The following is a 22,471-nucleotide window of genomic DNA, read 5'->3' on the forward strand; positions in this document are numbered from 1 at the left end:
TAACATTCTATTTAATCCAGTTGTAAATCCGTTTTAATCTGTTGAATTTTTGCTTCCAGATTTTGAATTTTTTCTTCAAATTCTTCTTTTGATGCCAAAGAATCTTTCACTGAAACGTAAAATTTAATCTTTGGTTCAGTTCCTGAAGGTCTTACGCAAACTTTTGTCCCGTCTTCTGTATAATAAATCAGAACATTAGATTTCGGAATATCATTCATTGTTTTCGTAGCATTTTCAGCAACTACAAAATTGGTCTGTTCCTTGAAATCTTTTACTTCAGCAACCGGCGATCCTGCCAATGATTTTGGTGGATTTTCACGGAAATTCTTCATCATATTCTGAATTTCTTCTGCCCCATCTCTGCCCTTTTTTGTAATATTAATCAATCCTTCGTAATATAAACCAAGATCCTGATAAATTTCAATTAGATATTCGTACATTGTTCTGCCATTGGCTTTGCACCAAGCGGCGATTTCACACGCCAAAACAATACTTCCGCAAGAATCTTTATCACGAACGAAATCTCCTGTCATAAATCCGAAACTTTCTTCTCCACCGCAGATGAATTTTTCTTTTCCTTCAAAATCACGAATCATTTTACCAATCCATTTGAATCCGGTCAGTCCAACTTTACAGTCAACCCCGAATTTCTGGGCAATATCAAAGAAAATATCAGAAGTTACAATCGTAGAACCGATGAATTCTTTTCCTGTAATTTTTCCTGCTTTTCTCCATTCATTTAAAATGTAATAAGTTAAAATCGTGTTGCATTGATTTCCGTTAAGAAGTTGAATTTCTCCTTCCAGATTTCTCACTGCAATTCCTAATCTATCGCCGTCCGGATCTGTTCCTATTACGATGTCTGCGTTGGTAATTTTAGCCAAATCCATCGCCATTTCCAAAGCTGCAGGCTCTTCCGGATTCGGAGAATTTACAGTTGGGAAATTTCCGCTAGGGATCATCTGTTCTTTTACCAGATCGATTTTTTTAAATCCTGCTTTTTCCAAAGCTTGCGGAACCGTCGTGTAAGTCGTCCCGTGAATAGATGTGAAAACGATATTTAAATTTTCTTTTCCAACATTCTGGTAAGTTGAATTTTCAATGCAGGCATCGATGTAAACTTCGTCCTGCTCCTCTCCAATCCATTCAATCAAATCATCGTTTCCGTCAAATTTAATTTCGTCAAATTTTACAGAATAAACCTGATTAATGATCGCTTCGTCGTGTGGTGGAACAATTTGCGCACCATCATTCCAATATACTTTATAACCGTTATATTCAGGTGGATTGTGGGAAGCTGTAAGAACGATTCCTCCATTACAGTTTTTATCACGAACAGTAAAAGACAATTCCGGAGTTGGTCTGTGATTCTTAAAAAGCAATACTTTTATTCCGTTTGCCGTCAAAACATCAGCTACTAATTTCCCGAATTCTTTTGAGTTATGTCTTACATCATAAGCGATGGCAACTTTGATTTCCTCGCCTGGAAATTGCTTTAACATATAATTTGCAAGTCCCTGTGTAGCTTGACCTAATGTGTATTTATTTAAACGATTGGTTCCAACACCCATTACACCTCTCATTCCTCCTGTTCCGAATTCTAATTCACGGTAGAAAGAGTCTTCCAGGTCTGGGGAGTTGCTATTAATTAAAGCCTGAACGGCGTCTTTTGTTTCCTGATCGAATGTGTCGCTAAGCCAAAGTTGTGCTTTTTCTAATGTTGTCATATTTGTATTGTTTTTTGGCAGGAAGTTGGGAGATATATGCTGGAAGCTTTTCTCCTCCAACTAACGCTTTTATTTTTCTATATTATTATTAATGAGTTGAGTTTAAAATTTAAATTAGGTAGTTTTTCTTTTAGAGAATTTATTTTCAGTTGTAAATCATATAAGTCAAAAGTTAAATCTCCAAAAATTTCTTTACTAAGTTCAAAATTAATTTGTGTATATTCATCTACAATTTCAGTATCTACAAATTCTTTAAAAACTGTAACTCCTTTCTCAAAGATAAATTGAGCTTTTTGATTGCTATAAATTGTTTTCAATTCACATTTTTCTGAAACAGCATTCATGGTGTTCATTCCCACCCTACAAAATTCATCTCCAACAGCCAAATGCTTTTTTTGGTTGCTACAGGCTCCAATTTTTGTCATAATACATTCAGCTTTGGTTAAGTCCCAAGAGTTTTCCAAAGACATTCCTGCATTGTATTTTATACTTAATGAAGGTCCATCTATATCAATAATAATTTCAGTACAATTGTTATCAAAGTATTCATCAATTGCATGACAGACTGCACCAAATACGAGAGAATTTAAATTATTTTCCTTAAAGCAATCTTCAAAATACATTTTAGGACGAATTCTCACATGATCTCTAGAATCAATATGAGTTAGGATTTCTTCTTTGTATAACTTTTTTCTCTTCAATTACTGTAATTTTTTATTCTCCACCTTCGTTGTTTTCTCCACTTTAAAAGCACGAATTGGATCGTTGTAATATACAAATTTTGAAGTATTTTGAATATTTCCTTTTAAAGAATCTTTTACATTGACCTCGGCGTAATTTCCATTTTTGGAATCTATTTTTAAATTTTCAATTCTCCAGTACGGCGCAATCAGGCTTGCTGTATCCGAAATTTTGATGACTGCATCTTTGGTTTGCCCTAAAAAGTTGGCGCGGCTCCGGTTCAGCATTTCCACTTCGGCCCTTCTGGTGTTTACAGAACCCATGAAAGTTGCATGGTTTTTAAGATTTAATCTGAAATTATCTGTTTTAATTTCACTTGAAATATTCATCTCAACAGAATCTGCAATAGAAACTTTTTCAAGATTGTATTTAGAATAAATGATGACATTGTAGAAATCGACGCCTTTTGTTTTTCTGTTTTCCTTGATTGAAAGCGTTTTGTCATTCACTTCCACATCCAGATTATCGGCAATGTTGGGATAAGTTTCAATCTCAACATAATTTTTGTTTCCCCGCGCATAAAAAACACGGAATTTCCCTTCCATGTCAAGATTTACAAATTCTTCAACATTTACTTCCTTATTTTCGATGTTGCCCTCAGGTGAAATTTTTCCACACGAGATTACCAACACTGAAATTAAGATTGAATAAGCAACTTTTTTCATTATTTACTTTTTTTATAAAGCCACGTCAATGGTTTACCTTCTATATTTGTAAGAAGGAGATATTTATTTTCGACGACAGAATAATTAAATTTAATGGGTTCAGGCAGATCAGAATATTGCATGATGACCGTACTGTTTTTCAAAGTGTAAGTCCCCTGACTGTTATTTTTGCTTCCCAGAGATGAAAAAGACAGATCATTTTTAAATTCCAGCGTGCCGGTTCCGTTCTCATTTTTGATATTATTCAACATTTTAGCATCAACAGTATTCATTTTCCCTTCATTGATACTGATGAATTCCCATTTGGAAGTAATGGGTTCACTTGTTTTTGTTTCCGAACACGAAAATAATAAGAAACTTAAAATGACAAGGCTAAACTTCATACAATTTATATCACTTCATCAATATTATAATTCTTATGCTCACGGTTGGTTCGGATAATCATTTCGCCTAAAAATCCTGCGATGAAAAGCAAAGTTCCCATCAACATCATTGTTAATGCAATGAAAAACCAAGGATTATTCGTAATCAAATGACCGTAAATTCCTCTTGCAACGTCAATTAGTTTTGAAACTCCCAGCCAAAAAGCTGAAAGAAAACCAACGATGAACATAATTGTTCCTACTGCTCCAAAGAAATGCATTGGTCTTCCACCAAAACGGCTTACAAACCAAAGTGTTACCAAGTCTAAGAAACCTCTGATAAATCTTTCAGTCCCAAATTTTGATGTTCCGTAAGGTCTTGCCTGGTGCGGAACTTCTTTTTCGGTAATTCTTCTGAAACCTGCATTTGCCGCCAAAACAGGAATGTAACGGTGCATATCTCCATACACGTCAATTGATTTTACAACCTGTTTTTTATAAGCTTTCAAACCGCAGTTGAAATCGTGAAGATAAACTCCGGAAACCTTTCTGGCTGCTGCATTGAACAGTTTTGAAGGAATATTTTTGGTCATCACATTGTCGAAACGCTTTCTTTTCCAGCCGGAAACGATGTCGTAATTTTCTTCCATTACCATTCTGTAGAGTTCCGGAATTTCTTCTGGAAAATCCTGCAGGTCGGCATCCATTGTGATTATTACATCACCGTGAGTTCTTGCGAAAGCGGCATGAAGCGCCTGAGATTTTCCGTAGTTTTTAGAAAATTTGATCCCGTGAATCTGAGGATGCTGTACTTTCAGATTCTCAATAATGCTCCACGAAAGATCTGTGCTTCCGTCGTCTACAAACCAAACTTCGTAGGATAAATTGCTGGTTACACACGTTTTATCGATTCTTGAAAAAAGTTGTTCCAAAGAATCTTCTTCGTTCAGCAACGGAATGACTATAGATAAATTTATATTATTCAAAGTGAATGTCTTCTTTATTTTATTATTAATGCTTTTTTAATGTGGAGCAATGCTTCATCAGGTGCGAAAACAGTTATTTCAGATGTTGAAAAATCTTTCATGTCACGGGTAATTATTCCTTCCAAATTTTCAATTTTATGCGCACAGAATATCTGCACGCCATCTTCATAATCTTTATGCTGAGATTTTAAAGCCAATTCTAAAATAGCTTTATCTGATGCTACAATCTCAATAATATCCAGAATTTCTGCTAATGCTTCTCTTACTTTTTCTTCTGAAAATACTTTTTTCAAAACATAATGCGAAGTTAAAATTGATTGAGAAGACGCAAAAAGTTTAATTTTTTTATTATCAGCATAATTAAAAATTAGATTTGCATTATCTGCAAAAGGTTCTCTGCCAGATAAAAAATCCAAAATCAAATTGGTATCTATAAAAAAATTCATTATAAATTATGCTTTTCTTTGTAATATTCATCCAAAGCTTTGTCATAATCAAAATCTTCGTTCAGCTTAAGACTTCCTGCAAGCTTTTTTACTTTCGGAGACAGCTCATCTTCAGTATATTTTTCACTCACTAAGGTCTCCAGATATTTCTGAACCATCTCAGAAAGGCTTCGCTGCGTACCTTTAGCGTACTTTTTTGCCTTTTCGATGACGCTCTTTTCTATTGTTAATGTTAATTTAGTTGTCATTACACGTGTATTTTAAGCAAATATACGTATTGTACAATATATCTGCAAAATTTTACGCTTCTTCCCCGTCTTCAGGCTTTGATTTTGTTCTGAAAAACGCTCCGAAAAACAAAGACAAAACTAAGTAAAATATCAGTATTCCTCCAAAATATCCTGCGAAATGACTTGATGTAAGCATATCTTTTCCTTTCACTGCCTCGTCGCTTACTCTTTGAAGGGTTTCTTTATATTTTTTCTCCAGTTCATCGATGTCTTTCTGATGTTTTAAAACTTTTTTTGCAGAAGTATATTCTGCATTTAATTCAGTTCTCTGTCTTTCAACGTATTGATAGTTGAGAAGTTTTTTGGCATCCTTATCAATGAAATTTAAGAAAAGAAAAATAGTGATTATTGATAAAAAACCACCGATAAACATAGGATAAAATGCTCTTTTGAATGCATCTTTAAAAGTTACATATCTGTTGTTGTTCCAAAAAGTTTTTACTGACCAAAAAGCGGTTCCGGCATAAAGAATGGGCAAAGCAAAAGCATTCACTTTCAGTGATATATCAAAATAATTGATTCCTGAAAAAAAGACATAAACTACAAAAAAGACAATCATTGTAGCAATAAAAAGGATGATTCCGAAGGTGGTAGGACTTTTAGTCATGTTTAAAAATTTACAAAAAGATGAAAAATTATTAACTTAAATTTCAGCAGATTAGCCTTAATTTAGTGGGTTTTCATCGGATTTTTCTGTTATACAGTTTTGAGGTTTAATATTAATTCCTATATTTGCAACGGCAAGTCCTAAACAACCAGCTCCTGAGAATCCTCCAGGGTGGGAACGCAGCAAAGGTAATTGGTTGAGCGGTGTGATTTAGGTAGCTTGCCATTTTTTATTTTTTAAAAAGAGAGATTAAGATGATTTTATTTAAATTACTTAATCTCTCTTTTTTTTGTTATATCTCGAAACTTTCTCCGAGTTTTGGTAAAACCAATTCTACATTTTTATCTGCAAAATGCTTTTGCGCTTCTTCATGATTAATTTCTATCGGAGCAAAAGTATCAAAATGACAACCAATTACTTTTGGAGTTTTTAATAATTCTGCTGCTGCAAAAGCTGCTTTTCTTGCACACATCGTATAATGACCGCCAATTGGAAGAATAGACAAGTCTAAATTCCCGTACAAAGCAGGAAACAACTGCATATCAGCCATCACTCCTGTATCTCCAGCCAAATACACATTTTTACCTTCAGGAAGTCTGAAAATGTACCCTACAGGAACGCCACCATAACTTCCGTCAGGGAACGAACTTGTGTGATGAGCCGGAACCATTGAGATTTTCAAATCATCTATTTTTGCCGAACCTCCAAGGTTGACGTCAATTGTATTTTTTGCATTATTAAAATACCCGCAGATTTCCGGAACTGCAATGATTGCAGCTTCTGGATGATGCTCTAAAACTTCTCCCACATCAGCGATGTGATCTCCGTGAGCATGAGTCAATAAAATATAATCTATTTTCTGAGCTGTAATATCGAATCCTGATTCTGCCTTTTTGTAGTTGTAAAAAGGATCACACAGAATTGTTTTGTCTTTATAAGTGAACAAAAAACAGTTTTGTCCTAAGTATTGTATTTTCATTTTAAAATTTTTTATTGCACGAATTTTTTCGAATTTCACAAATATGATTTGTTGTCATTTTGTGAATGAATAGGTTTAAAGACCAAAATAATTTAATCCCAAAACCGTCAGAACAGCCATCACCAGCGTCAAAATTCCTACCTGCTTCAGAAAAGGATCAAGCTCTCTCGGCGTTTTTACTGCCATGATTTGCCTTCTTATCTTCATCATCGGTAAAAGTAAAATCATCACGATAAAAGCGTAATATTGCTGTGTCTGTAAGAATCCCTGAAGACAGAGAAATACAAAAACTAAGATGATTGGCAGCTGAAGAAGTACGATTTCATAAATCATCGCATTTTTAAAGCCGATTCTCAAAGCAAAACTGTTTTTACCTGATAATCTGTCGCTTTCGATGTCTCTCATGTTGTTTAGGTTTAATACTGCCATACTCATCATCCCAATCGCTGCTCCGGGCAAAAGAATATCCCAACTAAAGGTTTTGGTAAACAGAAAATAACTTCCGCAAACCGAAACCAAACCAAAGAAAATGAACACAAAAAGGTCGCCCAATCCCATGTATCCATAAGGCTTTTTGCCGACTGTATAACCAATTGCAGCTAAAATACAAGCCACACCCAAACCGATGAAAATATAAAATTCATTCATGTTTTCAGGGATAAATGCCAGGTATAACAATGCTAAAGTTGCCACAAACGATAAGACAGAGAATAAAATCACTGCATTTTTCATTTGCTTTGCTGTAATTTTTCCTGAAGCAACTGCTCTGGCTTCGGCTTCTGTGGCTCGTTTTTCATCAGTTCCTTTTATTCCGTCGCCATAATCGTTGGCATAGTTGGAGAGAATCTGATAAAGTAAAGTTACCAAAAGTGCCAGTGCAAATATTTTCCAGTCCCAAGTTCCGCCCTCGCTGTAGAGTCTCCATTTTGCGATGAAGGATCCCATAATGATTCCGCTCAGAGATAGCGGTAAAGTTCTGAGCCTTGCGGCCTGTATCCAATCTTTCATATAACTGATAAGTGATAAATGATAAATGATGCTGTAATCAAACATCAATTATCATTTATCGATTATTTTAAGAGATCCACTGATCTTTTCCGAAATCCGGTTTTCTTTTTTCAAGGAAGGCGTTTCTACCCTCTTTTGCTTCTTCGGTCATGTACGCCAAACGGGTTGCTTCGCCAGCAAAAACCTGCTGCCCCACCATTCCGTCGTCTGTAAGATTCATGGCAAATTTCAGCATTCTGATGGAAGTCGGAGATTTACCTAAAATTTCCTGAGCCCATTCGTAAGCAGTATCTTCAAGTTCGTCGTGAGGAATAACGGCATTCACCATTCCCATTTCGAAAGCTTCCTGAGCTGAATAATTTCTTCCTAAAAAGAAAATTTCACGTGCTTTTTTCTGACCCACCATTTTAGCCAAATACGCTGAACCATAACCACCATCAAAACTGGTTACATCAGCGTCAGTTTGTTTGAAAATTGCGTGCTCTTTGCTCGCTAAAGTCAGATCACAAACCACATGAAGTGAGTGGCCGCCACCTACAGCCCATCCCGGAACAACAGCAATTACAGCTTTAGGCATAAAACGGATTAAACGCTGAACTTCCAAAATATTTAAACGGTGTCTCCCGTCTTCTCCAACGTAACCCTGCTGACCTCTGGCTTTTTGATCACCACCGCTGCAGAAAGCCCAGACTCCGTCTTTTGAACTTGGTCCTTCTCCTGAAAGCAAAACCACACCAATGGATGGATCTTCTGAAGCATCATAAAAAGCATCATATAGTTCTGAAGTAGTTTTTGGTCTGAAAGCATTTCTGATTTCCGGTCTGTTGAAGGCAATTCTTGCCACGCCGTTGCATTTTTTATAGGTAATATCGTCGTATTCCTTCACGGTTTTCCAGTCGATCATTTTGTAATAATTTTGCCCAAAGATAAGGATTTAACAAGAAAATTTGGGTGAAAATTTAATGATAATCGTTGGGAATTGGATTGAAAATTAATTTAAAATCAATCAATCAGGTTATTGGCTAGGCTCTAAAATTTAAACCAATCACATTTTAAATTGCTTCATTTTTTATGAATATAAAATATGACTATCTCATAAGGTTCCTGCTGCGTTATCCTGGACAAAAATCCAGCTGTAAAATGCGTTCTTAAAAATTTCTGGAGTATAATCATTATGCTAAATTTTTAAACATTTAAATAGTGCAAATAAAAAAACCGATACATCTCTGCATCGGTTTTTTAGTGAAATCTTTTTAAGATTATTTTGTCTGCTTTGCTTCCAATTCAGTAAGTTTAGCTTTCATAGCTGCAGCTTTCTCTGTATTTTTTGTGATGGTGTAGATATCTTTTAAAGTAGATACAGCATCAATACTTTCCGGTAAAGCTTTATACCATTGCTCTGCATAAGGCAATGCTTTTGCAAAACGGCCTCTTCTTTCTTCAATCAGTTTTGCACCTTCAGTTTTGTTGGTTCTGTTGGTTTCATTGATTTTTTTGACAGCCGCATCTTCATCGCCGATGATTGTGTACACCAAATTCATGTATGCATTAGAGTAATCAGGCTTCAACTCGATTGCTTTTTTAAGGGCAGTTTCTGCTTCTGCTACTGTTGCAGGATTTTTTGATTGAATTACGCCTAAATTGTACCAGTTATCTGCATTATTAGGGTCTTTTGCCAATTGTTCTTTGATTACGCCTGCAAATTTGTCATTATTCCCTGAAGCGTAATAAGCTGTTCCCTGAAAGTCTTTAAGCTTGGTATTATTCGGAAATTTCGCCAAACCTTTTTCAATTAATGCAACGGCTTTATCATTCTCTTTTGCATTAAGATATAAAGTAGCTAAAGTTTCGTACAATTCGTGCTCAACAGAAGGTGTTTTTTCTTCCTTAAAATCCGTAAAATCTTTAGATTTGCCTTTCAAAGTTTCCCACATTGGCTTTTCGAAAGCTTGAACCTCACCTTTTTTATCCTTTGCAGTATAAGTAGTTTGTTGACCAGTGTAATTAGCGGCAATCAACTGCTCATAAAGCTTTGTAGCTTCAGGAATATTACTGTTTACTGCGTAGCTAATTGCTGCATTATAAAGATAGGTCTTGTCGTCCTGTCCACTTGCTTTTAAAAGTTCATAAACTTCTACAAATTTCGGAGCAGCTACTGCATAATTTTTTGCATTGAAAGCATCCATTGCCGCTTTATTGGCAGCCTGAAGTTTTGCATTTACATCGTCTTTCTGTGCAAACGAAAGAGAAGATGCCAGAATCGCAATTCCTAAAATCAGCTTTTTCATATTATTTTTATTTTAAAATTATTATTCTGAATCAACATTCTCAGTGTTATCTTCCGGGGTTTCGTTTTCCGGTAAATTTTCTGCTGGGTTCTCTTGGTTATCAGTTATAATTTCGTTTTCTCCTTCCAGTTCTTCATCTTCAGGAACGTCTTTATCCATTGCTACTTTTGCGATGGCAGCGATTTCGTCATTTTTCTTCAGGTTGATCATTCTTACACCCTGAGTATTTCTACCCATCACTCTCATCTCATCCATTCCCATTCTGATGGCAACTCCGGATTTGTTGATGATCATTAATCCGTCTTCGTCTGTAACGTTTTGGATGGCGATAAGATTTCCTGTTTTATCGGTGATATTTAATGTGATAACCCCTTTTCCACCTCTGTTGGTTTCTCTGTAGTCAAGAACTGCAGTTCTTTTTCCGTAACCTTTTTCAGAAACTACCAAAACAGTTTCGTTTTCAAGGTCATTGGCAACGATCATACCAATTACTTCGTCGTTTTCTTCCAAAGTAATTCCACGTACACCGATAGAACTTCTTCCTACTTCTCTTACTTTTTCTTCAGGGAAACGGATACATTTACCGTTTTTCGTAGCAATCATGATCTGAGATGTTCCGTTTGTTAAATAAGCACCTAACAACTGGTCATTATCTCTGATTTCAATAGCATTTACACCATTTACTCTCGGTCTTGAATACGCTTCCAGAGAAGTTTTTTTAATGGTACCGTTTTTAGTAACCATCACCACACTCATTTGATTGACGTATTCTGTATCTTTTAAATTATTGGTTCTGATGTAAGCTTTAATTTTATCATCAGGTTCAATATTAATTAAGTTCTGAACCGCTCTGCCTTTAGATATTTTTGATCCTTCCGGAATTTCAAAAACTCTCAGCCAGTAACATCTTCCTTTTTCTGTAAAGAATAACATGTACTGGTGGTTGGTTGCAGAAACGATATATTCAAGGAAATCTGAATCTCTTGTCGTAGCTGCTTTGTTACCAACGCCTCCTCTGCTCTGAACTTTGTATTCTGAAAGCAACGTTCTCTTCACATAACCTGCGTGAGAAATAGTAAGAACAACTTCTTCGTTCGGGATGATATCTTCGATAGACATTTCACCGCCTGAGTAGTCGATTTCTGTTCTTCTTTCGTCGCCGTATTTTTCTTTTACTTCAATTAACTCATCCTTAATGATTTGGAATCTTCTTGATTCGTTTGCCAAAATATCTTCCAGGTTTGCAATTTCTTTCATAATTGCATCGTACTCATCACGGATTTTGTCAAGCTCCATTCCTGTCAGACGTGCAAGACGTAAGTCAAGAATTGCCTGAGCCTGGATATCGGAGAGTTCAAATTCCGTCATCAAACCTTCTTTCGCAGCCTGCGGATTGGCAGAATGGCGAATGATGGAAATGGCTTTATCCAAAGCATCCTGAGTTCCGATCACTTTCATGAAACCTTCAAGAATATGAGCTCTTTCCTTCGCTTTTCTAAGCTCGTACTGAGTTCTTCTTACAATTATTTCATGTCTGTGCTCTACAAAATGGTGAATAATATCCTTAACATTCAACTGCTCCGGTCTTCCGTGTACCAGTGCGATATTGTTGACACTGAAAGACGTCTGAAGTGACGTATATTTATAAAGCATGTTTAAAACCACATTCGGAATCGCATCATTCTTTAATTCATAAACGATACGCATACCTCTTCTGTCAGATTCATCTCTGATTTCGTAGATTCCAGGGATTTTTTCGTCTTTTACCAACTCTGCAGTTCTGGCAATCATCTCGGCTTTGTTAACCTGATATGGAATTTCGCTTACAATAATCGCATTTCTGTTATGAACTTCTTCAAAACCTACTTTAGCTCTCAAAACTACTCTTCCTCTTCCTGTATGGAATGCATCTCTCACGCCGTCGTAACCGTAGATGATTCCACCTGTCGGGAAATCGGGAGCGATAATGTGCTGCATCAGTTCATCGATGGTGATTTCTCTGTTATCGATGTAGGCGCAGATTGCATTAATTGACTCAGTTAAATTATGTGGCGCCATGTTCGTTGCCATACCAACAGCGATTCCTGAAGTTCCGTTCACCAAAAGGTTAGGGATTTTTGAAGGCATTACGCTTGGTTCAGTTAAACTGTCGTCAAAGTTATTTTGAAAGTCTACCGTTTCTTTATCAAGATCAGATAAAATCTCGTCGGAAATTTTCTTAAGTCTTGCCTCGGTATAACGCATTGCTGCAGGCGGATCTCCATCCATTGAACCGAAGTTACCCTGCCCGTCAACCTGTGGATAACGTAAGCTCCAGTCCTGAGCCATTCTTACCATGGCATCGTAAACTGAAGAATCGCCGTGAGGGTGATATTTACCTAAAACATCTCCTACGATTCTGGCAGATTTTAAATATTTTCTGTTTGAAAAAACCCCTAATCCATACATACCGTACAATACCCTTCTGTGTACGGGTTTAAGGCCATCTCTCACGTCCGGAAGTGCTCTGGAAACAATTACCGACATAGAATAGTCGATGTAAGATGACTTCATTTCATCAACGATGTTAATAGGAATCAGTCTTTCTCCTTCTTTTTGCATATAAAAGTTTATTATTATGATAATCAGAGCGTTATTTACACATCTGAAAATTATTTGTTTCGGTTAAATTATAACGTGCTAATTTAAGAAAAAAATACCGATTTTTGTCTTAGAATTGTATCTAAAATATTAAATAAATCATAAAATATGAGTGTTCTCAGTATCACATTTCACTGCCCAAAAGACAACCTCGAAGAATGGACAAAATACGTTGATGACGAATTATTTGTAATGACAGAAAATCTTCTCGACGTTAATAAATACATTCTTTCTGAGGTGCAAAGCGACTTTATTGAAGAAGGCAAAAACTATAATCTACTTTTGATTTTTGATGATTCAGGCTTTCGTGAAGATTTTATCAAAAGCGAGCTTCAGAATATCGCAGACCGTATTGAAATGAAGTTCGGACAGGATATTATGATTTTTAATACTTTCCTCGATCCTATTAAAAGTAAAATATAGAAAAAACGAAACCGACTGCTTCACTGAAACAGTCGGTTTTTATTTTAATGATTGATTACAATTACGGTTTGCCTTGGCGGAACAGGTCTGTAATACGGTCTCACTGGTCTGTGATGCACCACCGGACGGTAATACCTATGCCTAACAGGTTTTCTGTAATGAGAAACATATCTGGCAGGTCTTCTGTGATGATGAGCTACTCTTTTATGATAATGTTTCGCAGATTTATAATGATGTTTTTTATATTTATGATGTCTCTGAGCATCTACAGTATTGAAGCTGGCAGAAAAGACAAGCAGGAGAAATGCTCCTAAAATTTTCACAAAACTCTTCATAATTCCATTGTTTTTAAATTTCTGAAAAAAAAACTAACAATGAAAATGCCAATAATTGCTTATGGTTAAAAATAAAGCAATATTTAAGAAACTTTAATATGTTTTATGTTAAAAAACAACTTCGCTTCTCTTCTCCAGCATTACCAAATCTTTCCATTCTCCATTGAGTTTGCCTACTTTCTTTCTTGTTCCGATGGTTCTGAAACCAAATTTCTGATGGAATTTAATTGATATTTCATTTTCCGGAAAAATATTCGCCTGCAAAGTCCAGAAACCGTGTTCTTCGCTGTCAACAATCAGTTTTCTAAGTAACATCGAGCCCAAACCTTTGCCTTGATATTGATCATCAAAATAAATACTGATTTCAGCAACGCCTCTGAAACAGTCTCTTTTACTGATAGGCTTCAACCCACACCATCCAACAACTTCACTTTTATCATTTTCCAAAACCCAACGGCAATCATTCAAAAACTCCATATCCCAGGCTTCTTCTGTGGGAACGCTGGTTTCAAAAGTAGCAATTCCGCCTTCAATTCCCTGCTGAAAAATTTCTAAAACTCTTTTTTCATCACCGGGACGCATTTCTCGTAATTCGTAATACATTTTTTAAAGATATTTTCTTTTATTTTTCCTTTTAATTCTTGTGTAATGGGTTTGTTCGCCGGTTTTATCCATTGAAATTACACTTATATTTCCGTCAACTTCCAGAATAGAAAGTTTCACATTTTTTATTCCGTCAACACCATGTTCTCTTATGGATTCTTCCAATTCATCTTCAGTAATTTTCACTCTGTTTAAGGCAGGCTCATCCAGTTTCCCATCTCTAATAAGAATGACAGGATCTTCCTCCAGAAAACTTTTAAATTTCGGATTTTTAAACATAATGCTTTTCAGAATAAAATTGGCTGCAAAAAGTACCAATGCTGCAATAATACCGCCCTGCAAAGAAGTGTCTGGTCCCACCATGGCATTCTGCACGGCGTTTGAAATGAGAAGAAGCAAAACCACGTCCCCCGCATTAAGCTGAGATAACTGGTTTTTTCCAAACACACGGATTGCGGTGACCATGAAAAGGTAAACACAGAGCGAACGTAAAACGACATTCAAAATTTCTTCCAAAATTCAGATTTAAAAATCAAAATTAAACAATTGACACCAATAAAAAAACTGCCCGTAAAGGCAGTTTCAAAATAGTATGATAAAGTCATTTATCTGTTGTTGATATCTACTCGCACAGGCATTACAAAGCTTGAAGCCAGCATTTTTTCGTTCATTTTTGAAGAATCAATTCTGTAGTGCAGATTGCTTAGGATTTTTTCAATTTCTTTGCTTACTACTTTGCAATCTCCTTTTGAATGTACATTTACAATTTTACCTTCTTCCGAAACATCAAATTTCACCTCAGAATTTACGATACCCTGCTGGTAATCCTGATTGGTGAAATCAAAATTAGCCATCAGTTGGTTTCTGATTTCATTAAAAGCATCAGTTTTATTTAACTGAACTTCTTTAATTGTATTGTCTGAAGATACTTGAGCTTTTGCTGTGTTAAACATTGCTGCAAATGCAAATACGAAAACTGAAGCTGCGAATATTTGAAATTTATTTTTCATATGTCTTTGATTTTTAGAGTTAATTATTATTGTTTCTTATTTTCTAATTCAAAGATATATAAATTAATTCATATAAATTTTACATTCAGTTAATATTCAGTTAACATTAAAATTTAAAATATTGATTTTCAGTTATTTAAATTTTTAAAATAATTGAAAAGTTAACATTGGGAATTGTCTTCTAATGCTTTTTCATAGAAAAACTGCAACTTTCGCTGCAGTTTTAATCTTTTCAAATTATTTGTTTTGTCCTGGAGCAAATATCCTTGCTGATTTTGTGCCATATATTTTTTTTGCCTGACCTGGCGGAATTAGTTTCGAATGAGTACCTCTTGCGCTGGTTGTAGATCTAATCAAACACGATGTAAGTGAAAGTGAAAATACAAAAACTACAATATAAATTTTAATCGATTTCATAACTACATTTTCGTTGAAAAGACAAAAATGATACGAACTACATCTCCTTCTTCAAATACTTCCCTGTCAAAGATCTTTTAGATTTAATGATCTCTTCGGGAGTTCCTTTGGCAATAATCTCTCCGCCGTGCTTTCCGCCTTCGGGACCGACGTCGATAATGTGATCTGCAAGCTTAATCACATCCATATTATGCTCGATGATGATGAATGAATTTCCTAATTCTACCAGTTTATTAATGGCATCCATCAGAATTTTAACGTCTTCAAAATGAAGTCCGGTTGTGGGTTCGTCAAGAATATATAAAGTATTTCCGGTTTGTCTTTTTGCGAGTTCGGTTGCCAGTTTGATACGCTGTGCTTCCCCACCGGAAAGCGTTGTAGACTGCTGTCCCATCGTGATGTAACCCAAACCGACATCCTGCAAAGTTTTCACTCTTGCAAAAATTTTCGGAATCGGCTGAAAGAAATCTACAGCTTCATCAATCGTCATTTCCAATACGTCAGAAATTGATTTTCCTTTATAACGGACTTCCAGTGTTTCTCTGTTGAAACGTTTTCCGTTGCAGGTCTCGCAGTGAACATAAACGTCGGGTAAAAAATTCATTTCAATCACCTTCAAACCACCTCCCTGACAGGTTTCGCATCTTCCGCCTTTTACGTTGAATGAAAATCTTCCGGGCTTGTAACCACGGATTTTAGATTCAGGCAATTCCGCAAAAAGGTTTCGGATGTCTGTAAACATTCCTGTGTAGGTCGCTGGATTTGAACGGGGCGTTCTACCAATCGGAGTCTGATCTACGTCTACAATTTTATCGATATTGTCAAGACCTTCAATTTTTTTAAATGGCAAAGGCTCCTGAACGGCTCTGTAAAAATGTTTGTTCAGAATCGGGTACAACGTTCCGTTGATCAGCGATGATTTTCCGCTTCCCGAAATTCCGGTGACAACCACCAGTTTTCCTAACGGAATATCAAGCGTTACATTTTTAAGATTATTTCCTGTAGCGCCTTTTAAGACGATGCTTTTCCCATTTCCTTCTCTTCTGACTTCCGGAATGGCAATTTTTCTTTTACCATTGATATAATCAGCTGTGATGGTATCGGCTTTCAGTAAATCTTTCGGTTTTCCCTGCCAAAGAATTTCGCCTCCAAATTTACCTGCTCTAGGACCAATATCCAAGACTTCATCGGCTTCCATGATCATGTCTTTATCGTGTTCCACCACCAAAACAGAGTTTCCGATGTCACGGAGATTTTTCAATGAATTAATCAGCCTTTCGTTGTCTCTCTGGTGCAATCCGATACTTGGTTCATCCAGAATATAAAGAACGTTGACCAATTGAGAACCAATCTGTGTTGCCAGACGGATTCTCTGGGATTCCCCACCGGAAAGGGTTTTTGAACTTCTGCTCAGACTCAGATAATCCAAACCGACATCCAGTAAAAATTGAAGTCTGGTTTCAATTTCCTTTAAAATTTCGTGAGCGATAATTCCGTTTTTTTCTGAGAACTTATCTTTTACTTCTCTTAACCAGTCTTTTAAATCTGAAAGACTCAAACCGTTGATTTCTGCGATATTTTTTCCGTCAATTTTAAAACTTAAACTTGATGGCTGAAGACGTGCACCTTTGCATTCCGGACAGGTTTCTTCTGTTGTAAAATGTCTTTCCAGCAAAATCGCTTCGTAAGATTCTCTCTCCTCGATCAGTTCTTCCATGAAAGGAATTAAACCATCAAAACTGACTTTAATTTTTTTGGTAATTCCTGCATATTTTAAATCTTTACTAAATTCTTTATGGCAGCCGTTGTACATATAATTCAACGCTTCAGCCGGAATATCTTTGAACGGCGTCGACAATCCCAAACCAAATATTTCAAGAATATTTTTAATCTGAGAAAGAATATATTTATTGGATTTAATATCTTCCAAAGGCAGCAAACCTCCCTGATTGATTGATAATTTCGGATTTTCAACAAAATAATCAGTGTTGATTTTTTTGATGGTTCCTAAACCTTTACAACTCGGGCAGCTTCCTTTCGGAGAGTTGAAAGAAAACGTATTTGGTTCAGGTAATGCTAATGAATGACCTGTTTCGGCATCCATTAAATTCTTAGAAAAGTATTCAATATCCGTACTTCCTAATTTTTGAATTCCAATCAAGCCTTCTCCCATTTCCATGGCAGTTCGCAACGATTTTTCCATTCTTGCTTCGGAAGCTGATTCACCGATGATCCAACGGTCGATAACGATGTCGATGTCGTGGGTTTTGTAACGGTCGAGTTTTAAATCATACTCAATATCCTGCAGTTCGCCGTCAATTCTTGCCTGTCCGTATCCTTTTTTTGCCATCTGTACGAAAAGCTCGTGATAATGCCCTTTTCTGGAACGCACAACAGGCGCCATCAGCATAATTTTTTCGCCTTTGTAATTTTCTTTGATGGCATCTAAAATCTGATCTTCGGTATAGCTTACCAGTTTTTTTCCTGTCGTCTGAGAATAGGCATCGGAAACTCTTGCGAATAAAAGACGCAGATAATCGTACAGTTCTGTAACGGTTCCTACCGTTGAACGCGGATTTTTGTTGGTTGTTTTCTGCTCAATGGCAATTACAGGAGAAAGTCCTTCAATTTTATCAACATCAGGACGTTCCAATCCACCTAAAAACTGTCTGGCATAAGCAGAAAATGTTTCGATGTAGCGACGCTGTCCTTCGGCAAAAATCGTATCGAAAGCCAACGAAGATTTGCCACTGCCTGAAAGTCCGGTAATCACGACCAATTCGTTTCTCGGAATTTTGACATCAATGTTTTTAAGATTGTGTTCTCTGGCTCCGTAAACTTCTATATATTCTTTAGATTCGCTCATAATTTGGAGTGATTTTACATGAAAATCACAAGTGGCAAAAATACGGAATTTTATGGAATTTATTGTCCTAAATGCTATGCCGATTTTTACGATTCCAAGATCTGTATTTCTTGATTTTCAAATGCAAATATTAAAGAATCATTATCTTTTATCCTGATGAATTTTATTTAAATTTACATTTTACTAATTAACATTCATGAAAAGACTGCGGGAACATATAGAAGAAATTACATCCATCACAGATGATGAATTTGAATTCATCAAAACATTTTTTACGCATAAATATGTCCGTAAAAATCAGTTCCTGCTTCATGACGGTGACGAAGTACAGTATGAATTTTTAGTTTTAGATGGAATTTATAAAGTCTTTTATCTCGATGAAAACGGAAAAGAGCACATCGTGCAATTTGCGAAAAAAAACTGGTGGATGACCGATTATACGGCTTTCTTTAAACAAAACAGCTCAACCATGTTTGTAGAATGCCTCACAGATGGCGAAGTTCTATGCCTTACTTTGGAAGGAAGAGAAAAATTATCGTCAGAATTTCACAAGATGGAACATTTTTTCAGAGTAAAACTCACCAATGGCTACATCGCTTTACAGCAAAGAATAAGACTTCTGCTATCAAGCACGCCTTTGCAGCGGTATGAAGAATTTTCAAAATTATATCCAGATCTCGTACAACAAATTCCTAAAAAATATATTGCTGAATATCTTGGCATGAGTAGGGAAACTTTGAGCAGGCTTTATGCTAATGAAAAATAATTTGTTCGAACTTTAAAATATTAAGTGTGATTTTAGTCACACTTTTTTTGTGACTTCCCTCCTTCTATTGAGGCTTTGTATCGACCTACATTTGCTTTAGAAATTTAAACAAAAAATCATTCAATTAAAAATTTTAATTATGAAAGCAAAAGTATTAATCATTGTTTCTAATGCAAATGCAATTGGATCCAACAACAGAAGAACAGGAACTTTTTTACCTGAAGTAGCACATCCTTACGCAGAATTTGAAAAAGCAGAATTCCAGGTTGATTTTGCAAGTTTAACGGGCGAATCACCGTTTTTGGATGCGTTAAATTTAGCAGATGATCCTGAAAATTTAAAATTTCTGACCGGACAAGGTTGGGAAGATATGCAGAAAGCTGCAAAACTTTCAGATGTTGATGTCAATAATTATGATGCAGTTTTCATTCCAGGCGGTTTGGCTCCGATGGTCGATATGCCGGAAAACGATGAATTGAAAAAAGTAATCGCTGGAGTTTATGAAAGAAACGGTATCGTAGGAGCTGTTTGTCATGGTCCTGTTTCTTTGCTCAATGTAAAATTAAGTGACGGAACATATCTTGTCAACGGAAAAAATATCACTTCTTTCACGACTGAAGAAGAAGATAATTATGCGAGAGCTGATGTCCCTTTTGACTTGCAGACTGCTTTGACTGAACAAGGCGCTATTTTTCACGCAGCGGAAGCATGGTCGGCCAACAGTATTGCTGATGGAAATTTGGTAACCGGGCAGAATCCTGCTTCAGCAAGAGGAGTTGGAGAAAAAATGGTGGCTCTTTTAGAATCTAAAAATTTTTAATTTAAAACTAAAAAAAGATGAACGAACAGGCATTTTACGTATATGCCAAATGGCAGGTAAAAGCAGGAGAATTGGAAGCGGTACTACAGATGATGAAAGAAGCTTCACAAAAAAGTTCTGAAGAAAAAGGAAATCTATTTTACAAAATCCATCAGAGCAAAACCGATGAAAATACTTTGATTTTATTTGAGGGTTATGAAAATGAATCGGCAGTAGAACTTCACAGGAATTCTGAGCACTATCAAAATTTAGTTGTAAAGCAAATTATTCCTTTGCTTGAAAACAGAGAGGTTATTTTAATGAATCATTTATTCTAAAAATTTAATATTCCACAAAAAAACCACAGTTAAAAAAAACTGTGGTTTAAATATTTTTAGCAGATAATTACTTTTTATCTTTCGTTCCTTCCCAAGTTCCGCTTCTTGCAGGTGCCGGAAGACTGATGTCCCAGGCTCCGTTACCTTTTTTCTCTACAGTCAGTGTACCGTTGAAATTTCCTTTTGCAGGTACAGCAAGTTCTGCAACCAACTGACCAGATCTGTCCAGACGACCGATAATTGCAAAGTTTTGATTGCTGTTGATAGAATGCATCGTTCCGGTTACTTTTCCGTCATCGGCAACTACGAAGTTCCAATCTCCTTTATCATTAGTTCCGGTGTAGGTACCAGACCACGTTCCGACGTAATCAATAAGGGTTAATTCGTCATCAGAGTTACAACCGATGAACATTACAGCCATTAACACAAGTAAAAAAAATTTCTTCATAAGATTACAAGGTTTGATAAAGTTTTTTTTGGTGGAGAATACGGGGATCGAACCCGTCACCTTTAGACTGCCAGTCTAACGCTCTAGCCAGATGAGCTAATTCCCCGTTATTCCGTGCTTTTTACACGAAGCGGTACAAAAGTAAGTAATTAAACCATATATACAAATAATTTGTTAAATTTTATTGAAGATCTACCTAAAATTAATGCTAAATGCTTAAGATTCATCAAAAAAGAAAACGCACACTCCGAAAAGTATGCGTTTAAAACAAGATTAATATAAAAATCTAACAACAGAAAGATTACTTCCACCCGCCACCTAAGGCTTGGTAAAGGTCTACTGCCGCTTTCATTTTGCTGTATTGGGCATTTGAAATATTCAATTCTGCATTTAATGCATTTACATTCGCTGTAAGCACTTCAAGATAGTTTGCCATACCGTAGTTGACCAATTCCTGAGAATAGTCAACTGATTTTTTATAAGATTCCAGTTCTTTTTCTTTTAAATCAATAAAAGAATCCTGAACAGAAAATACTCTGATGGCATCAGAAACTTCTTTTCCGGCTGTAAGAATGGTTTTTCTGAAATTCAAATAAGCCGTTTCTTTATTTGCCAAACTAACTTTGTAGTTGGTTTTAATTTGTCTTTTGTTTAAAATTGGCTGTGCTAAACCTCCAATTAAACTTGCAAAAAGTGAATTAACGCTGAACAAATGATCAATATCCACCGACTGTAATCCTCCACTTCCTGTAAGTTTAAGCGTCGGATAAAACTGTGCTTTTGCGGAATTTGTCAATTCAAAAGCATTCATCAGATTAAATTCTGCCTGCATTACATCAGGACGATTGGCCAATAAATTGGCAGGATAACCCAGTGCGAAGTTTTCAGGAAGTGTCTGGCTTTCCAAAGTCGTTCTTTCAATCGCTTGTGAAGGCTCGCCCATCAAAAGACTAATTGTGTTTTCCAATTGCTGAATCTGCGTATCGATATCGATCAACAGAGACTGAGCATTATAAACCAAAGCCTGACTTTGCTGAACTGCAACCTCCGTCAAAGTTCCTGCTTCTTTTAAAGCTTTAGTGGTTTCAAGATTATCTTCTCTGATTTTTATAGTTTCGTTAATAATCTTTTTCTGATTGTCTAATGTCAACAATTGAAAATAACCAGATGCAATCGAAGAAACCAAATTACTTTTTACAGCCTGATGCGCTGAAACATTTCCTAAATAAGTTGCCAGCTGCGCTTTTTCCTGAGCTTTTAATTTTCCCCACAAATCAGCTTCCCAAGCGATACTTCCGGTAATATCAAACTGATTGACATATCTTCTTTCCCCAATGATCTGCCCAAACTGCGTGTTCAGTGACTGAGTCTGAAAAGTATAACCCGGACCAACGGTTAATGTCGGCTGATAGGCTGCTTTGCTTTGTCTCAGGTACGCTTCTGCAGAAGTAATATTCTGCAATGCGATTCTTATATCTAAATTATTTTCTAAGGCTTTTGAAATATGTTTCTGAAGAACAGGATCAGTAAATATTTCTTTCCAGGAAACATTTGCCGTGCTCGTGCTGTCTTGTGGAAGCATATCTGTTCGGAAGAGTTTTTCATCTACCACAGCTGAAGGTCTTTCATACTCTTTTTGTACATGACAAGAAGTAAGAACTACAGCGGTAAGCACCGATAAAGCCGTTCCTTTTATTATTGATAAATTTTTCATTATTTAAATCTTA

25 protein-coding genes, 1 tRNA gene and 1 other RNA gene are annotated in these 22,471 nt (G+C 36.1%); 5 read left to right on the forward strand and 22 right to left on the reverse strand.

What is annotated here, in order from left to right; all coding sequences use genetic code 11:
• Positions 1 to 11: 11 nt before the first annotated feature.
• From AC2A1G_RS09900 to AC2A1G_RS09935, 8 genes are all read right to left on the reverse strand, one after another.
• Entirely contained in the window at positions 12 to 1,727 is a 1,716-nt protein-coding gene (locus AC2A1G_RS09900) for a phospho-sugar mutase (RefSeq protein ID WP_484046757.1), read from the reverse strand.
• 77 nt (positions 1,728 to 1,804) lie between these two features.
• Entirely contained in the window at positions 1,805 to 2,428 is a 624-nt protein-coding gene (locus AC2A1G_RS09905) for an ATP-binding protein (RefSeq protein ID WP_484046758.1), read from the reverse strand.
• Positions 2,429 to 3,133 carry a GIN domain-containing protein gene (locus tag AC2A1G_RS09910; RefSeq protein WP_484046759.1) on the reverse strand — a complete coding sequence of 235 codons (705 nt, stop codon included), beginning with the start codon at positions 3,131 to 3,133 and terminating at the stop codon, positions 2,429 to 2,431.
• Positions 3,133 to 3,516 (reverse strand): hypothetical protein, encoded by a 384-nt coding sequence (locus tag AC2A1G_RS09915; protein ID WP_484046760.1) that lies wholly within the window; start codon positions 3,514 to 3,516, stop codon positions 3,133 to 3,135. Before AC2A1G_RS09915 ends, AC2A1G_RS09910 begins: the two co-directional genes overlap by 1 nt.
• Positions 3,517 to 3,521: 5 nt before the next feature.
• Positions 3,522 to 4,472 (reverse strand): glycosyltransferase family 2 protein, encoded by a 951-nt coding sequence (locus AC2A1G_RS09920; protein WP_484046883.1) that lies wholly within the window; start codon positions 4,470 to 4,472, stop codon positions 3,522 to 3,524.
• Between the two features lie 23 nt (positions 4,473 to 4,495).
• Positions 4,496 to 4,927, reverse strand: a complete 432-nt coding sequence (locus AC2A1G_RS09925; RefSeq protein ID WP_484046761.1) for a type II toxin-antitoxin system VapC family toxin — start codon at positions 4,925 to 4,927, stop codon at positions 4,496 to 4,498.
• The gene (locus AC2A1G_RS09930; RefSeq protein ID WP_484046762.1) at positions 4,927 to 5,175 is read right to left on the reverse strand and encodes a DUF6364 family protein; all 249 of its coding nucleotides are present in this window, start codon (positions 5,173 to 5,175) and stop codon (positions 4,927 to 4,929) included. The genes AC2A1G_RS09925 and AC2A1G_RS09930 overlap by 1 nt, the downstream gene beginning before the upstream one ends.
• A gap of 52 nt (positions 5,176 to 5,227) precedes the next feature.
• A complete protein-coding gene (locus AC2A1G_RS09935; protein ID WP_484046763.1) occupies positions 5,228 to 5,824 on the reverse strand; it encodes a DUF4199 domain-containing protein in 597 nt (198 codons plus the stop codon).
• Between the two features lie 131 nt (positions 5,825 to 5,955).
• Between AC2A1G_RS09935 and ffs the strand changes: the two genes are divergently transcribed.
• Positions 5,956 to 6,052: signal recognition particle sRNA small type (gene ffs / locus AC2A1G_RS09940), an RNA gene on the forward strand.
• 64 nt (positions 6,053 to 6,116) lie between these two features.
• Here ffs and AC2A1G_RS09945 read toward each other — a convergent pair.
• The 5 genes from AC2A1G_RS09945 to gyrA all read right to left on the reverse strand — a co-directional run bounded on the left by AC2A1G_RS09945 (position 6,117) and on the right by gyrA (position 12,700).
• Entirely contained in the window at positions 6,117 to 6,803 is a 687-nt protein-coding gene (locus tag AC2A1G_RS09945; RefSeq protein ID WP_484046764.1) for a metal-dependent hydrolase, read from the reverse strand.
• Positions 6,804 to 6,878: 75 nt separating this feature from the next.
• The gene (gene menA, locus AC2A1G_RS09950) at positions 6,879 to 7,811 is read right to left on the reverse strand and encodes a 1,4-dihydroxy-2-naphthoate octaprenyltransferase (RefSeq protein ID WP_484046765.1); all 933 of its coding nucleotides are present in this window, start codon (positions 7,809 to 7,811) and stop codon (positions 6,879 to 6,881) included.
• A gap of 67 nt (positions 7,812 to 7,878) precedes the next feature.
• On the reverse strand, positions 7,879 to 8,715 hold the full coding sequence (locus AC2A1G_RS09955) for a 1,4-dihydroxy-2-naphthoyl-CoA synthase (protein ID WP_484046766.1): 837 nt from the start codon (positions 8,713 to 8,715) through the stop codon (positions 7,879 to 7,881).
• Positions 8,716 to 9,070: 355 nt separating this feature from the next.
• Entirely contained in the window at positions 9,071 to 10,099 is a 1,029-nt protein-coding gene (locus AC2A1G_RS09960) for a tetratricopeptide repeat protein (protein ID WP_484046767.1), read from the reverse strand.
• Positions 10,100 to 10,120: 21 nt separating this feature from the next.
• Positions 10,121 to 12,700, reverse strand: coding sequence for a DNA gyrase subunit A (gyrA, locus tag AC2A1G_RS09965; RefSeq protein ID WP_484046768.1), 2,580 nt, complete (start codon positions 12,698 to 12,700; stop codon positions 10,121 to 10,123).
• Between the two features lie 147 nt (positions 12,701 to 12,847).
• Here gyrA and AC2A1G_RS09970 point away from each other — a divergent pair, with 147 nt between their 5' ends.
• Positions 12,848 to 13,162, forward strand: coding sequence for a DUF4286 family protein (locus AC2A1G_RS09970; protein ID WP_484046769.1), 315 nt, complete (start codon positions 12,848 to 12,850; stop codon positions 13,160 to 13,162).
• A gap of 44 nt (positions 13,163 to 13,206) precedes the next feature.
• Here the strand turns inward: AC2A1G_RS09970 and AC2A1G_RS09975 are convergent, their stop codons facing one another.
• The 6 genes from AC2A1G_RS09975 to uvrA all read right to left on the reverse strand — a co-directional run bounded on the left by AC2A1G_RS09975 (position 13,207) and on the right by uvrA (position 18,393).
• The gene (locus AC2A1G_RS09975; protein ID WP_484046770.1) at positions 13,207 to 13,497 is read right to left on the reverse strand and encodes a hypothetical protein; all 291 of its coding nucleotides are present in this window, start codon (positions 13,495 to 13,497) and stop codon (positions 13,207 to 13,209) included.
• 108 nt (positions 13,498 to 13,605) lie between these two features.
• Positions 13,606 to 14,100: an N-acetyltransferase family protein gene (locus AC2A1G_RS09980; protein WP_484046771.1), complete on the reverse strand. Its 495-nt coding sequence runs from the start codon at positions 14,098 to 14,100 to the stop codon at positions 13,606 to 13,608.
• A 3-nt stretch (positions 14,101 to 14,103) separates the two neighbouring features.
• Positions 14,104 to 14,616, reverse strand: a complete 513-nt coding sequence (locus AC2A1G_RS09985; protein ID WP_484046772.1) for a DUF421 domain-containing protein — start codon at positions 14,614 to 14,616, stop codon at positions 14,104 to 14,106.
• 89 nt (positions 14,617 to 14,705) lie between these two features.
• On the reverse strand, positions 14,706 to 15,110 hold the full coding sequence (locus AC2A1G_RS09990; protein ID WP_484046773.1) for a hypothetical protein: 405 nt from the start codon (positions 15,108 to 15,110) through the stop codon (positions 14,706 to 14,708).
• 237 nt (positions 15,111 to 15,347) lie between these two features.
• Positions 15,348 to 15,527, reverse strand: coding sequence for a hypothetical protein (locus AC2A1G_RS09995; RefSeq protein ID WP_484046774.1), 180 nt, complete (start codon positions 15,525 to 15,527; stop codon positions 15,348 to 15,350).
• A gap of 37 nt (positions 15,528 to 15,564) precedes the next feature.
• A complete protein-coding gene (gene uvrA, locus AC2A1G_RS10000) occupies positions 15,565 to 18,393 on the reverse strand; it encodes an excinuclease ABC subunit UvrA (RefSeq protein ID WP_484046775.1) in 2,829 nt (942 codons plus the stop codon).
• Between the two features lie 196 nt (positions 18,394 to 18,589).
• On the opposite strand from uvrA, the gene AC2A1G_RS10005 reads away from it, so the two are divergent.
• The 3 genes from AC2A1G_RS10005 to AC2A1G_RS10015 all read left to right on the forward strand — a co-directional run bounded on the left by AC2A1G_RS10005 (position 18,590) and on the right by AC2A1G_RS10015 (position 20,296).
• Positions 18,590 to 19,159 carry a Crp/Fnr family transcriptional regulator gene (locus AC2A1G_RS10005; RefSeq protein WP_484046776.1) on the forward strand — a complete coding sequence of 190 codons (570 nt, stop codon included), beginning with the start codon at positions 18,590 to 18,592 and terminating at the stop codon, positions 19,157 to 19,159.
• Between the two features lie 139 nt (positions 19,160 to 19,298).
• Complete coding sequence (locus AC2A1G_RS10010; RefSeq protein WP_484046777.1) at positions 19,299 to 19,979, forward strand: type 1 glutamine amidotransferase domain-containing protein; 681 nt, start codon at positions 19,299 to 19,301, stop codon at positions 19,977 to 19,979.
• A gap of 17 nt (positions 19,980 to 19,996) precedes the next feature.
• The gene (locus AC2A1G_RS10015) at positions 19,997 to 20,296 is read left to right on the forward strand and encodes a putative quinol monooxygenase (RefSeq protein ID WP_484046778.1); all 300 of its coding nucleotides are present in this window, start codon (positions 19,997 to 19,999) and stop codon (positions 20,294 to 20,296) included.
• Positions 20,297 to 20,363: 67 nt separating this feature from the next.
• Here the strand turns inward: AC2A1G_RS10015 and AC2A1G_RS10020 are convergent, their stop codons facing one another.
• The 3 genes from AC2A1G_RS10020 to AC2A1G_RS10030 form a co-directional block, all read right to left on the reverse strand.
• Positions 20,364 to 20,744, reverse strand: coding sequence for a hypothetical protein (locus AC2A1G_RS10020; protein ID WP_484046779.1), 381 nt, complete (start codon positions 20,742 to 20,744; stop codon positions 20,364 to 20,366).
• Between the two features lie 29 nt (positions 20,745 to 20,773).
• Positions 20,774 to 20,850, reverse strand: a tRNA-Ala gene (locus AC2A1G_RS10025).
• Positions 20,851 to 21,045: 195 nt separating this feature from the next.
• Positions 21,046 to 22,458 (reverse strand): efflux transporter outer membrane subunit, encoded by a 1,413-nt coding sequence (locus AC2A1G_RS10030; protein WP_484046780.1) that lies wholly within the window; start codon positions 22,456 to 22,458, stop codon positions 21,046 to 21,048.
• Positions 22,459 to 22,471: the final 13 nt, after the last annotated feature.

It is taken from the genome of Chryseobacterium sp. HNCC26DJ240 (assembly GCF_057180485.1).